This is a genomic window from Arthrobacter gandavensis, assembly GCF_015355785.1.
In the GTDB taxonomy this organism is placed as follows: domain Bacteria; phylum Actinomycetota; class Actinomycetes; order Actinomycetales; family Micrococcaceae; genus Arthrobacter_B; species Arthrobacter_B gandavensis_A.
This window is the reverse complement of sequence record NZ_JADKYW010000006.1, coordinates 513,493-527,172: the sequence shown is the minus strand read 5'-3', so window position 1 is coordinate 527,172 and position 13,680 is coordinate 513,493. Positions and strand designations below refer to the sequence as shown.

Below are 13,680 nucleotides of genomic sequence, written 5' to 3'. Positions count from 1 at the left end.
ATGCCCCCGTTCCAGGCCGGTGCCCGTGGCGGGACCTGCATCCCTGATTTCCCCCAACAAAATGGCACAACTAAAGGATCGGAGTAGTCGATGGTGACTTTAGGAGAGGTCTTTCTCAGTGAGCTGCTTGGTACTGCAGCACTGATAATCCTGGGCTGCGGCGTGGTCGCCAACGTTGCCCTGGCCAAGACCAAAGGCAACGGCGGCGGCTTCCTGATGGTCAACTGGGGTTGGGGGCTCGGCGTCTTCGCCGGCGTCTACCTGGCAGCGATTTCAGGCGCACACATCAACCCGGCAGTGACCGTGGGCATCATCACCGGCGGCGCAGAGGAATTCGTCCCCGGCGTGGCGGTGACGATCGGCTCCACCCTCACCTATTTCGCCGGACAGCTGCTGGGTGCCATGATCGGCGCCTTCGTTGCGTGGCTGGCCTACAAGAAACAGTTCGACGACGAGGCAGACCCGGCTAACATCCTGGGTGTTTTCTCAACCGGTCCTGCCATCCGCTCCTACGGCTGGAACGTGGTCACTGAAGTTGTGGGCACGTTCATGCTGGTGTTCGTCATTGTTGCCTTCGCCGGAACACCAACGGGCCTCGGGCCGCTGGCCGTCGCCCTGCTGGTTGTCGGTATCGGCGCATCCCTCGGCGGGCCGACCGGGTACGCCATCAACCCGGCCCGTGACCTCGGCCCCCGCATAGTCCACGCACTGCTTCCCATCCGGAACAAGGGCAACAGCGACTGGTCCTACTCCTGGGTTCCGGTGGTTGGCCCACTCGTTGGCGGAGCACTCGGCGGCTGGGCCGGCGGCTTCATCCCGCTTCCGGAAATCATCTAGCACTACCACGTCCGCAAGACTTACCACCTCAAAGGAGAGACCCACGTGACCGAGAGCAAGCAGTACGTGATCGCAATCGACCAGGGCACCACCAGCAGCCGGGCCATCGTCTTCGACCACGACGGCAAGATCGTTTCAACCGGACAGAAGGAACACGAGCAGATCTTTCCCCGGGCCGGCTGGGTTGAACACGATCCGATGGAGATCTGGGCCAATGTCCGCGAAGTTGTTGGCACCGCACTGTCCAAGGCGAACCTGACACGGCACGACATCGCCGCCGTCGGCATCACCAACCAGCGCGAGACCGCGGTGGTGTGGGACCGCAATACCGGCGAGCCGGTCTACAACGCCATTGTCTGGCAGGACACCCGAACCCAGCCCATCGTGGACGAGCTGGCAAAGGACGGTGGGCTGGACCGCTTCAAGGACAAGGTGGGGCTGCCGCTGGCCACCTACTTCTCCGGAACCAAGATCAAATGGATCCTGGACAACGTAGAGGGCGCACGCGAGAAGGCCGAGAACGGCGACCTCATGTTCGGCAACACCGATTCGTGGGTCACCTGGAACCTCACCGGCGGAACGGACGGCGGTGTGCACATCACCGATGTCTCGAACGCGTCCCGCACCATGTTCATGGACCTGGATACCCTCACCTGGGACCAGTCGATCCTGGACGTCTTTGGCGTTCCCGCATCCATGCTTCCGGAAATCCGTTCCTCCTCGGAGATCTACGGAACGGTCCACGGCTCGCAGCTGCTGCGTGAGACTCCGGTGGCCGGCATCCTCGGTGACCAGCAGGCCGCGACCTTCGGCCAGGCCGCCTTCGGTGTAGGCGATGCGAAGAACACCTATGGCACCGGCAACTTCCTCATCTTCAACACGGGTGAGGAAAAGGTGATGTCCCAGAACGGTCTGCTCACCACCGTCGCCTACAAGATTGGGGACGCCGCCCCGATCTACGCGCTGGAGGGCTCGATCGCCGTCACCGGTTCACTGGTCCAGTGGCTGCGCGACAACCTGGGCATCATCAACAGCGCTCCGGAAATCGAGACACTGGCCAGCGCCGTGGAAGACAACGGCGGGGTCTACATTGTTCCGGCGTTCTCCGGCCTGTTCGCACCGCACTGGCGTTCGGACGCCCGCGGCGTGATCGTGGGGCTGACCAGGTTCGTGAACAAGAACCACATTGCCCGCGCTGCCCTCGAAGCCACGGCCTTCCAGACCCGGGAGGTCCTGGACGCGGTCAACGCGGACTCCGGTGTTCCGCTGACGGAACTGCGCGTCGATGGCGGCATGGTTGCCAACGATGCCCTGATGCAGTTCCAGGCAGACATCCTTGGCGTGGACGTAGTCCGCCCCGAGGTCGTGGAAACCACCGCACTTGGAGCTGCCTATGCGGCCGGCCTCGCAGTCGGCTACTGGAACTCCACGGACGAAGTGGCAGCAAACTGGAACGAAGGCAAGCGCTGGACGCCGAACATGGACCAGGCCGAGCGTGAGCGGCAGATGCGGCTGTGGAGCAAGGCCGTGACGCGCACCTTCGACTGGGTGGACGAGGACGTTCTGTAGGACCGGACCCCGTCAGGCCCATCAAGGAAAGCCGCTCCCGGATCTGCGGACCGGGTGCGGCTTTCCTGCGTCCAGACCAGGGGCGTGTTGCGTTTGACCAGCAGGAACGCCTGCCGATAGCGTGCTGGCAGCATCAAAGGTGATGCCTATCACACAGAAGCGGGTCGCAGTGGAAGCAACAGCAGGTGCAGACGGGGCCGGCACGGAGAAACATCCGCTGCCGGTAGCGGTGATCGGTGCCGGGCCGAGCGGGCTGGCGGCTATGCGGGCCGTCGCCAGGCGCGGGCTCGACGTCGTCGGCTTTGAGGCGCACAACGACGTCGGCGGGCTGTGGAACATCGAGAATCCGGCCAGCACCGTGTATGAGTCCGCCCACCTCATCTCGTCCCGCACCACCACTGAGTTCGCTGAGTTCCCCATGCCGGAGGGCACGCCGGACTATCCGGGGCACCGGCACCTGCTGCGGTACTTCCGAAGCTATGCCGAGCATTTTGGACTAGCCTGCCGGTTTCGGTTCAGCACCCGGGTGACCGCGGCGGTACAGACGGACGACGGCGGGTGGCAGCTCAGCTGGCAGGGACCCGACGGCGGGGGCAGCGGCCGGTTCAGCGCCGTCGTGGTTGCGTCCGGAACCCTGCACACTCCGTACCTTCCAACATTTCCCGGGGAGTTTGCCGGGGAGATCCGGCATTCGGCGGGGTACAGGCAGGCGGGGGACCTGGCGGGAAAACGGGTGCTCATCGTGGGTGCCGGAAACAGTGGCTGCGACATAGCGGTTGACGCGGTGCACCACGCCGCTGCCGTGGACATCAGCGTCCGCCGCGGCTACTACTTCGTGCCGAAGTATGTTTTCGGCCGACCCACGGACACGCTGAACCAGGGCAAGCCACTGCCTCGGCCGCTGAAGCAGTTCCTGGACAAGCGCCTGCTGCGCATGTTCACCGGGGACCCCGTACGTTTTGGCTTTCCGAAGCCCCACTACCGGATCTATGAGTCCCATCCAGTGGTCAACTCGCTGATCCTGCACCACCTCGGCCACGGCGACCTGTCCGTGAAGCCGGACATCGAGCGGCTGGACGGCTCTACTGTCCACTTCCGGGACGGGTCGTCGGGGGAGTACGACCTGCTGCTCTCCGCCACCGGCTACGTGCTCAGCTACCCGTTCCTGTCGCCGGACCTGCTGGGCTGGGCAGGTGCGTCTCCGCAGCTCTACCTGAACATCTTCAGCCGCCAGGCCAGGAACCTGATGGTGGTGGGCATGGTGGAGGCCTCCGGACTGGGATGGGAAGGCCGGTACCGCCAGGCTGAGCTGGTGGCCGAGTACCTGGCCGCCCGGCAGAAGAATCCCTGCAGGGCCGCAGCGTTCGACGCCGCTGTGCGCGGACCGTCCCCGGACGTCACCGGCGGCTACCGCTACCTGGGCCTGGACCGCATGAGCTACTACGTCAACAAGGATGCATACCGGGCTGAACTGGATGCGCATCTCGCGCGGCTCACCAACCCGGCGCAGGCGCCGGCCGGAGGACCGGTTCCGGTACCGGCGGAGGTGCAGCGCTGATGTCCATTGACGACGTCGTCCTGAACTTTTCGCCGGGCTCGCTGGTGATCCTGAACGTCGTCCTGGCCGTGATCATCCTGGGCATCGCCCTGGAAGTGCGGCCCGCGGATTTCCGCACAGTGGCGCGAAGCCCCAGGGCCATCCTGCTGGGCATCACCGCGCAGTACCTGCTCCTGCCCGCCGTGACGGTCGGCATAGCCCTCGCCCTGCAGGTTCCGGCATCCATTGCCCTGGGCATGATCCTGGTGGCCTGCTGCCCGCCCGGCGGGATTTCCAACGTGCTGACGCACCGTGCGCACGGCGATGTGGCGCTGTCCGCCTCCATGACCGCAGTCTCCAATTTGGTGGCGATCATCGTGATGCCGCTCAATGTGGCGTTCTGGGCGGCGCTGAGCCCCTCCACTGACTCCCTGATGCGTGATTTCTCCCTGGACCGCGGCGGAATGCTGGTCCAGGTTCTGCTGATCATTGGTGTTCCGTTTGCCCTGGGTATGCCGCTGGCGCGGCGTTTCCCCGGGCTCACGGACCGGCTTCGCCCCTGGGTGCAGCGGATCGGGCTGGTGGCCCTGCTGGCGTTCATCCTCGCCGGCACCGCCAGCAACCTGGGCCCGCTGAAGGAGCATCTGGGCACCATCTTCCTGGTAGTCGCGCTGCACGACGCCGTAGCCCTCGCCGTTGGGTACTGGGCAGCCGCCGCCGTGCGCCTGGACGAAGCCAGCCGGCGGGCGGTGACCTTCGAAGTGGGCGCCCGCAACACCGGGCTGGGGCTGGGGCTCACCCTGACCTTCTTCTCCGGACTCGGCGGAATGGCAATGGTCGCCGCCTGGTGGGGCATCTGGGACATCCTGGCCGGACTGGCGCTGGCAGCATGGTGGCGCCGGCGGGATGCCCGGAAAGCCGCCGCGGTGCGGGAGGCAGCACTCTGACCCGGGTCTGCGTGACCGGAGGCAACGGGTTCCTGGGCAGCGCCGTCGTATCACGGCTGGCCGCAGACCCCCGCGTCAGCCATGTCCTGAGCCTGGATATCCGGGAGCCTGTCCCCGAGCGGAAGGTTGACGGCGTCGAATATGCGCTGGCGGACATCAACGCACCGTACCTGGACACTCTCCTGGCGGATCAGCGCATAGACACGGTGGTCCACCTCGCGGCGATCGTGAACCCCGGAAGGGACACCACCAGGGAACAGGAGTACCAGGTGGATGTGATCGGTTCGCAGAACGTGCTCTCCGCCTGCGTCCGGGCCGGGGTGAAGCACGTGGTCATCTCATCCTCCGGAGCCGCCTACGGCTACCATGCGGACAACGCGGCCTGGCTGACCGAGTCCCACCCGCTGCGGGGCAATGACGAGTTTGCCTACTCGAGGCACAAGCGGCTGGTCGAGGAAGAACTGGCGCGGCTGCGCACCGGGCAGCCCCACCTGCGGCAGACCATCTTCCGCATCGGCACCATCCTGGGGGAGCGGGTGCGGAACCAGATCACCGCCCTGTTCGATGCCCCTCTGCTCCTGCGCGTAGCCGGCAGTGACTCGCCATTCGTTTTCGTCTGGGACCAGGATGTTGCCGATGCCATGGCACAGGCCGTGGTCACCGGGCGCACAGGAATCTTCAACGTGGCCGGTGACGGCGCGCTGACGGTTCGGGAGATCGCGGCACTCATGGGTAAACGGACAGCAACGGTACCTGCTCCGCTGCTCGCTGCCGGCCTGTGGGCGGGACAGAAGCTCAGGCTGACGGTGCACGGGCCGGAGCAGCTGCGCTTCCTGCGCTACCGGCCGGTGCTGGATAACACCGCGCTCAAGGAAGAGTTCGGGTTTGCGCCCAGCCGGACCAGCCGGGAAGCATTCCTGGAATTTAGAAAGGCGAGGGAGGCGGAGCGCGGCCAGGCGGTGTAGTGGACGGGTCGCTGTCGGAGAAGGCCCGCATCGCTGCCGTTGCAAGCCTGCGGCAGGCACCGCCGTCGGGAGGTTACCCGTTGCAACCTGTTGTAAAGTGGAGGAATGACCGCTTTGCTCCTCCTTAGATAGCCGCGTTTGCACTACAACGCGGCAGCCCCTTGCATTTGACGAGGGGCTTTTGTGTGTCTGGGGAAGAGTCACAAGCGCACGCGGAACCGGCGGCACGCCGGAGGCCGCGCATCACCAGGATTTCTTGAGGACAGAGGCGAAGCATAGTGAGCACGCAGTCACAGACTGACCAGTCGGAAGAGGCCGTATACAGTTTCGCGGCCATGGAGAAGAAGTGGCCGGCTGTCTGGGACGACCTTGGCGTTTTCACCCCGGCCGACGACGGTTCGAAGGAACGCCGCTACGTCCTGGACATGTTCCCGTACCCGTCCGGCGACCTGCACATGGGCCACGCTGAAGCGTTCGCGATGGGCGATGTTGTAGCCCGCTACTGGCGCCAGCGCGGCTTCGACGTGCTGCACCCGATTGGCTGGGACTCCTTCGGCCTGCCCGCCGAAAACGCCGCGATCAAGCACAACGCCCACCCCAGCGAGTGGACCTACCGCAACATCGACACCCAGGCCGGTTCCTTCAAGCGGTACGCCATCAGCGTTGACTGGTCCCGCCGCCTGCACACCTCTGACCCTGAGTACTACCGCTGGACCCAGTGGCTGTTCACCCGCTTCTACGACCGCGGGCTTGCCTACCGCAAGAACTCCCCGGTCAACTGGTGCCCGAAGGACCAGACCGTGCTGGCCAACGAGCAGGTTGTCAACGGCGCCTGCGAACGCTGCGGCACCCAGGTCACCAAGAAGGCCCTGAACCAGTGGTACTTCAAGATCACCGACTACGCTGACCGGCTGCTTGACGACATGGACCAGCTCAAGGGCCACTGGCCGGAGCGCGTGCTGGCCATGCAGAAGAACTGGATCGGCCGTTCCGAGGGCGCCCACGTCCGTTTCGCCGTCGAGGCCGCCGGAAACAAGCCGGAAGAGCAGGTCACCGTCTTCACCACCCGCCCGGACACCCTGTACGGAGCAACCTTCTTCGTCGTGGCCGCGGATGCGCCGCTGGCCCTGGACCTGGTGTCCGACGAGCACCGCGATGCGCTGCTGCAGTACCGCGAGGACGTCAAGGCGCTCTCCGACATTGAACGCCAGGCCACTGACCGCACCAAGACCGGCGTCTTCACCGGCCGCTACGCGATCAACCCGCTCAACGGCGAGAAGCTGCCCGTCTGGGCCGCCGACTACGTGCTGGCCGACTACGGCACCGGGGCCATCATGGCCGTACCGGCACACGACCAGCGCGACCTGGACTTCGCCAAGGCATTCGACCTGCCCGTCCGCGCAGTACTGGACACCGGTGAAGAGGATCCCGCCGTTTCCGGCACCGCGACCACCGGTGAAGGCACCCTGGTGAACTCCGGTGGGCTCGATGGCCTGCCGAAATCCGAAGCCATTCCGGCTGCCGTCCGCATCCTGGAGGAGAAGGGAACCGGCGAGAAGTTCGTGAACTTCCGCCTGCGCGACTGGCTGCTTTCCCGCCAGCGGTTCTGGGGCACCCCGATCCCCATCATCCACTGCGAAAAGTGCGGCGAGGTTCCGGTACCCGATGACCAGCTGCCGGTTACCCTGCCCACCGGGCTGAAGGGTGAGGCGCTGGCGCCCAAGGGCACCTCCCCGCTCGCCTCGGTGGAAGAGTGGGTCAACGTCTCCTGCCCGTCCTGCGGCGGTCCGGCGAAGCGCGACACGGACACCATGGACACCTTCGTGGATTCGTCCTGGTACTTCATGCGCTTCGTTTCCCCGCACTTCACCGAGGGGCCGTTCGACCCCGAGGCAGTCCGGAACTGGATGCCCGTGGGCCAGTACGTGGGCGGCGTCGAACACGCCATCCTCCACCTGCTCTACTCCCGGTTCTTCACCAAGGTGGTCAAGGACATGGGCCTGATCGAGGCGGATGAGCCCTTCACCGCTCTGCTGAACCAGGGCCAGGTCCTCAACGGCGGCAAGGCGATGTCCAAGTCGCTGGGCAACGGCGTGGATCTGGGCGAACAGCTGGATAAGTACGGTGTGGACGCCGTGCGCCTGACGATGATATTTGCTTCGCCTCCGGAAGACGACGTCGACTGGGCGGACGTCTCGCCGTCGGGCTCCGCCAAGTTCCTGGCCCGCGCCTGGCGCCTCGGCCAGGACGTAGCCTCCGAACCGGGCGCCGACTTTGCCGCAGGGGACAGGAAGCTGCGCACGGTGACGCACCGCACCATCGCCGACGCGGCTGAACTGCTGGATGCCGGCAAGTTCAACGTGGTGATTGCCAAGCTGATGGAGCTGGTTAACGCCACCCGCAAGACCATCGACTCCGGCGCCGGTGCAGCCGACCCGGCGGTCCGCGAAGCAGCCGAAAGCGTTGCAGTCATCCTGAGCCTTTTCGCGCCGTACACGGCCGAAGATCTCTGGAACGCGCTGGGCCACCCGGCATCGGTCGCCAACGCGGGTTGGCCGGCGGTTGACGAGTCCCTGCTGGTGCAGGACACGGTCACCGCGATCGTTCAGGTCAAGGGCAAGGTCCGTGACCGCCTGGAAGTGCCGGCGGACATCACGGAGGACGCTCTGCGTGAGCTGGCACTGGCCTCGGAGCAGGTGCAGAAGACGCTCGACGGCGCCGGCATCCGCACCGTCATCGTGAAGGCACCCAAGCTCGTGAACATCGTGCCCGCCTAGCCATGATGGACTGGGCGGCGCTGCGCGGACGGTGGTTCCGTTCCCGGGAAACCGGGGGCAGTGGGCCAGCGTCCCGTCCGCGCGTCGCCGTAGTTACCGACTCATCCTGCTCGCTGCCCGAGCAGTGGGCAGAGACGCCTGCGCTTGCGTCGCTGGTGCGGGTCGTTTCAATGCCCGTGATGATCGGGGACCAGATCTACGGCGAGGGCACCGACAAGATGATTGGTGCCCTCGCGCTGGCCCTTGCCCAGGGTAGGGAGGTCCGCACCTCGCGGCCGTCTCCGGGAGCGTTCGAGGCCGTCTACGCCGAGCTCGCTGCAGCCGGTTTTGAAGCGGTGGTCTCGGTGCACCTTTCGTCCAAGCTGTCCGGCACCGTTGACTCGGCCCGGCTCGCGGCCCGGTCCGCCGCACTTCCCGTGCAGGTGGTGGACACCGCCTCGGTCGCGATGGGGCTGGGGTATGCGGTGCAGGCGGCCGCACGGGCGGCACTGGGCGGAGCAGGAGTGGACGACGTCGTTGCTGCCGCCCGTGCCAGTGCCGATGCTGCCCACATCCTCTTCTACGTGCCCAGTCTCGACCAGCTGCGCCGCGGCGGACGGATCGGGGCTGCCGCCGGCTGGCTGGGGACGCTGTTTGCCGTCAAGCCCATCCTGGCCATCCGGGACGGGCTGGTGGTGCCGCTCGAACGCGTACGAACCGCCCCGAGAGCCCTTGCCAGGCTGCAGGAGCTCTGCCGGGAAGAACTGGCCCGGCGGCCCGGTCCGGTACGCGTGGCGGTCCACCATTTCGGCAACGAAGCTGAAGCTGAACGTCTGGCTGCGGCGGTGGTCCATGACGCGCCCGAAGCTGATGTCATACTCTGTCCGCTGCCCGCAGTGCTTGCCGCACATGCCGGCCTGGGCGTGCTCGCGGTGGCCGTTGCGCCCAGTACGCCGGCTGGGCCGGCATCCGGTGCTGAGGCCGGTGTCCCTGACGTGCAGCCATCCGGCGCTGCAGGCAGGGTCAGGGGTGCCGGCGCAGCAGGCAAGATCCGGGCGGCCGGCCCGGCGGGAGCCGGAGGCAGGGCCGCCGAGGGGTCGGGTATCGGGGACCAGCCCGCACATCGTCCAGCGGATCCCGACGGGGATATTGACTAACCCCGGTCCAGTCCTCCTGCACAGCACCGTCCGGATGGCGGGCCGGTTCACAACGCCCTGCGTGCGAAACTGCGTGGTTCCTTCCGGCCCGTAGGCTGCCCGCCATGGCCAACCACCGCTGGGATACAGAACCGCCTGACACGCTGCCTTCCCGGCTTGCCGCGCGGCGTCGGGCCGCCGGGCAGGCGAAAACCGGCCAGAAAGACGGCGATCCGTGGCCCGGACCCGGGCTGCACGGGGGAGACCCCTCTGCTGCCGGCGACGGCGACGCGTGGGTGATTCCCTCTCGGGAGGGCATCGATGCCGATTCCCCGAATGCAAAAACCGGTCCTGGCGGCGACGGCTTCGCGGCTGGCCCGCAACCGGAAGTCCTGGGCGGCGGCCGGCGGCGGTGGCGCTTCCCGCTGCGTGCCGGAATCCTTGCGGCCTGCCTGATGCTTGCGGCTGCCGCGGCCGTGCCGCTCCTGCGCGACCGCGAGGCCGTGCTGGCAGTGGACCTTGGCGCCGGTCAGGGAACCGGGGAAACCGCCGGCGAACGCTCCACAGGCGGGCCCCGGCATCCGGGTGACGGAGGGTCCGCGGCGGCGGAAGGACCCGGCGCGGACATCCGCGAACCGGCCGAACCGGACACGGCGCGCGGACTGTCACCGGTACCTGCCGGTGACGAGCTGGTGGTGCACGTTGCCGGTGCCGTCGCCACACCTGGACTCGTCCGTGTCCCGTTGGACGGCCGTGTGGCCGACGCGGTATCAGCAGCCGGCGGGGCCACCGGTGACGCAGACCTTACCCGGGTGAATCTCGCTGCGCCGATGACGGACGGATCCATGGTGGTGATCCCGGCGAAAGGGGACGCGGCTGTGCCCGCGGCACCGACGGGCGCCGCAGGGCAAATGCCGTCGGCGGGACCTGCGGGCCCGGGAACCGGTGGCGGGAGCCCTGCGGTGAACCTGAATACCGCCGGTGAGTCCGAACTGCAGACCCTGCCTCGGGTGGGTCCCGTGCTGGCGGCCAGAATCATCGCCTGGCGTACCGAGCATGGTCCCTTCCAGCAGCCGGAGGACTTGGACGCCGTGCCTGGGATTGGGGAAGCAATGCTGGCTGCCCTCCTGCCGCTGGTAGCAGTGTGACTACGGTGGGTGTGAGACCGGTACACCGCTTTACGGCGACCTTCCTCCACGGCCGGCCCCGACGCTGCCCCTTCCGCGACTGGCAACAGGTCCATGGGCCGTAAAAGCCGGTGGGCGCGTTACACGACAGCCGCCGTCACCGGCGGAACAGCCGAATATGCCGCTGGAACGCAGGCGGGGACGGCGGCTGGGAAACCGGTCGGGAGGCCGCCCGGGTCGGTGGCCGTCAGGGTCGCAGCAAGACGTGCGGGAAGCCGCCCCAGGGTAGATCGCCGGACGGCCCGCACGGCCGTCAGGCCGCAAACAGAACTGCGGCTGGTTCCGGTCGCTGCCTGCGCCTGGGCCACTGCTGCCGTTGCAGTGCGGCTGCCCGGTCCGGTCACCCTGTTGGCCGCTGCCGCTGGAAGCGTACTGCTCCTGGTCCTGCTCCTGGCGTCCCCGTGGAAGAGACCATCACGGCTTGGGAGCGCGGCGGCGGCTGTGCTGGCTCCCCTGGCCGTGCTGGCCCTGGTGGCCAGCTCGGCGGGCACAGCGGTTCTTTCGCGGCACGCCGGTTCCGCCGGAACGGCTGTCGCTTCCGGAGCCTCAATCACGGGCGAGCTGGTGGCCGGCAGCGACGCCCGCCCGGCCGCTCCGGACCGGTTCAGCGGCAAGGCACGGTACCTCGTGGAGGCAGAGCTGAAGAGCTTCACCCTCGCCGGTGAACGTTCAACGGCCAGGCTGCCGGTCCTGGTCATCGGCGGCGAGGCCTACGCCGGTATCCATCTGGGGGACAGGTTCAGCACAGCGGGGACCCTCAGCGCCTCCGCCCCTGGAGACCGCACGGCCGCGGTGCTTCGTGTCTCCCGAATGCCTGTGGTCCAATCCGCCGGCGGGCTCCTGGCCCTTGCCACCGACCTCCGGACCGGTTTCGCCAGCCGTGCCCAGATCATCGGGAACAGGGATGCGGCCGGACTGCTGCCCGGCATGGTCCTGGGGGACAGGGCGGCTGCGCCGGAAGACCTTACGACGGCGATGCAGGATACGGGGCTCACACACCTGACCGCGGTGTCCGGCGCCAACTGCAGTTACCTGCTGGCCTTCGTATTTCTTGTTTCGAGGCTTCTCCGGCTTCCCAGAAGCGCCGCGGCTGCGGCGGCCGTCGTGATACTGGCCGGATTTGTGCTGGTGGTCCGGCCCGATGCCAGCGTGCTGCGGGCTGCCGTCATGGGGTCGATTGGAACGGCCGCCGTGCTGACGGGACGGGGTAAGGTTCCTGCCGCCCTGCTGTGCCTGTGCGCGGTGATTCTTCTCGTAGCGGATCCCTGGCTCAGCGGCAGCTACGCCTTCATTCTCTCGGTGTCGGCGACGGCTGGACTGATCTTCCTGGGGCCGCGGCTGACTGCAGGCCTGGGACGCATCGTCCCGCAGCCGCTGGCCGTCCTCACCGCCGTTCCCCTGGCGGCGCAGGTTGCCTGTTCGCCGGTGCTCATCCTGCTACAGCCGAACCTGCCCGCCTACTCCCTGCCGGCCAACATAGCCGCGGCGCCCGCCGTTCCGTTTGTCACGATCGCCGGCATGGCAGCGGTCCTGCTTGGACACGCGGCACCTCCGCTGGACATTCCGTTGCTGCTCTCCGCCGGCATGGGTGCCGGATGGGTCGCAGGAGTCGCCCGGTTCTTTGCCGGAGCCCCCGGCGCATTGCTGCCATGGTTACCCGGTCCCGCCGGTGCCGCCGCCATGGCGGGCGCGGCAGCTCTGCTGACGCTCGGCGTGATGCGGCTCGGGCGCGACCGGCAGGACCCCGGGCCCAATGCCACACTCGGCGGCCGCAAGGGGCGTCCAAACGCCATGTTCTCCGGGACTTCCGGCGCCCGAAGGAACATCAGGCTCCGGGAGTCCCGGCCGGCTGTCCGGTTCGGGGTGGTGCTGGCCGGGGCAATACTAGCCGCGGCCCTGGCGGCCGCGGCCGTCCGTCTCTTTCAGCCGGAAACGGCAACCCGGGAGTGGATAGCCGCGGCTTGCGACGTAGGCCAGGGCGACGCACTGGCAGTACGGACGGGACCGGAATCGGCAATCGTGATCGACGCCGGGCCGGACCCTCCGGCACTGGATGCCTGTCTGGACCGGCTGGGTATCCAGACCGTCGACTGCTCGTGATCACGCATGCCCATGCGGACCACTACGCCGGGGCGGCTGCGGCCGACGACGGCAGGGTGGTGGAATCGCTGGCATACTCATCTGCAGAAGCCGGCCTGCCGGCTGAAATCACGGACCTCGCCGACCGGCTCGGCATCCTTCCCCGGCGCCTGGCGAAGGGCGGGTACGGCGAGCACGGGGGAGTGCGGTGGGACGTCCTCTGGCCGCCTGCCGAAGCTGCTCCAGGGGCAACCGGCAACGGAACCCCGGCCGGACTGACCGAAAATGATGCCAGCGCCGTCCTGCTCGTCAGGACCGCCGGCATAAACCTGCTCTTCACCGGTGACCTGGAAGAAGACGCGGCGCGGCAGATGCTGCGGTCCAGTCCGGAACTTCGGGCTGGAACCGTGCACGTACTCAAGGTGGCGCACCACGGCGCACGCAATTCCGGCGGGGTTTTACCGGCCGAGCTCCGGCCGCCGCTGGCACTCATCTCAGTGGGGAAGGAGAACACCTACGGCCATCCTGCACCTGAAACGCTGAAAAACCTTGAGCTGGCCGGATCGCAAATAGCCCGCACGGATCAGCTGGGCAGTTTCTTCCTGCACCTTGAGGACGGCAGACTGCTGGTCAGCGGGCTGGGTGCCGGATCTTGACCTACGGTGGA

At 67.3% G+C, this 13,680-nt stretch carries 10 protein-coding genes; all 10 read left to right on the top strand.

From position 1 onward, the window contains the following. Positions 1–93 precede the first annotated feature (93 nt). A complete protein-coding gene (locus tag ITX31_RS14210; RefSeq protein WP_194784324.1) occupies positions 94–837 on the top strand; it encodes an MIP/aquaporin family protein in 744 nt (247 codons plus the stop codon). Between the two features lie 45 nt (positions 838–882). Continuing rightward, complete coding sequence (glpK, locus tag ITX31_RS14205; protein ID WP_194784044.1) at positions 883–2,406, top strand: glycerol kinase GlpK; 1,524 nt, start codon at positions 883–885, stop codon at positions 2,404–2,406. Positions 2,407–2,548: 142 nt separating this feature from the next. After that, the gene (locus tag ITX31_RS14200; RefSeq protein ID WP_194784043.1) at positions 2,549–3,964 is read left to right on the top strand and encodes a flavin-containing monooxygenase; all 1,416 of its coding nucleotides are present in this window, start codon (positions 2,549–2,551) and stop codon (positions 3,962–3,964) included. Next, positions 3,964–4,890: a bile acid:sodium symporter family protein gene (locus tag ITX31_RS14195; RefSeq protein WP_194784042.1), complete on the top strand. Its 927-nt coding sequence runs from the start codon at positions 3,964–3,966 to the stop codon at positions 4,888–4,890. The genes ITX31_RS14200 and ITX31_RS14195 overlap by 1 nt, the downstream gene beginning before the upstream one ends. Before the next feature lie 11 nt (positions 4,891–4,901). Then, positions 4,902–5,855: an SDR family oxidoreductase gene (locus ITX31_RS14190; RefSeq protein ID WP_323745695.1), complete on the top strand. Its 954-nt coding sequence runs from the start codon at positions 4,902–4,904 to the stop codon at positions 5,853–5,855. Positions 5,856–6,130: 275 nt separating this feature from the next. Continuing rightward, positions 6,131–8,632 carry a leucine--tRNA ligase gene (gene leuS / locus ITX31_RS14185; protein WP_416354833.1) on the top strand — a complete coding sequence of 834 codons (2,502 nt, stop codon included), beginning with the start codon at positions 6,131–6,133 and terminating at the stop codon, positions 8,630–8,632. Positions 8,633–8,634: 2 nt separating this feature from the next. After that, positions 8,635–9,768: a DegV family protein gene (locus tag ITX31_RS14180; protein WP_194784040.1), complete on the top strand. Its 1,134-nt coding sequence runs from the start codon at positions 8,635–8,637 to the stop codon at positions 9,766–9,768. Positions 9,769–9,872: 104 nt separating this feature from the next. Then, a complete protein-coding gene (locus ITX31_RS14175) occupies positions 9,873–10,895 on the top strand; it encodes a ComEA family DNA-binding protein (RefSeq protein ID WP_194784039.1) in 1,023 nt (340 codons plus the stop codon). Positions 10,896–11,282: 387 nt separating this feature from the next. After that, the gene (locus ITX31_RS14170; protein WP_194784038.1) at positions 11,283–13,034 is read left to right on the top strand and encodes a ComEC/Rec2 family competence protein; all 1,752 of its coding nucleotides are present in this window, start codon (positions 11,283–11,285) and stop codon (positions 13,032–13,034) included. Then, positions 13,031–13,669, top strand: a complete 639-nt coding sequence (locus ITX31_RS14165) for a ComEC/Rec2 family competence protein (protein ID WP_194784037.1) — start codon at positions 13,031–13,033, stop codon at positions 13,667–13,669. Before ITX31_RS14170 ends, ITX31_RS14165 begins: the two co-directional genes overlap by 4 nt. Positions 13,670–13,680 lie beyond the last annotated feature (11 nt).

Excerpts from the sequence above, each read along its gene's own strand:
- ITX31_RS14180 (WP_194784040.1), top strand. The coding sequence starts at position 8,635 with ATGATGGACTGGGCGGCGCTGCGCGGACGGTGGTTCCGTTCCCGGGAA.
- ITX31_RS14200 (WP_194784043.1), top strand. The coding sequence starts at position 2,549 with ATGCCTATCACACAGAAGCGGGTCGCAGTGGAAGCAACAGCAGGTGCA.
- ITX31_RS14175 (WP_194784039.1), top strand. The coding sequence starts at position 9,873 with ATGGCCAACCACCGCTGGGATACAGAACCGCCTGACACGCTGCCTTCC.
- ITX31_RS14195 (WP_194784042.1), top strand. The coding sequence starts at position 3,964 with ATGTCCATTGACGACGTCGTCCTGAACTTTTCGCCGGGCTCGCTGGTG.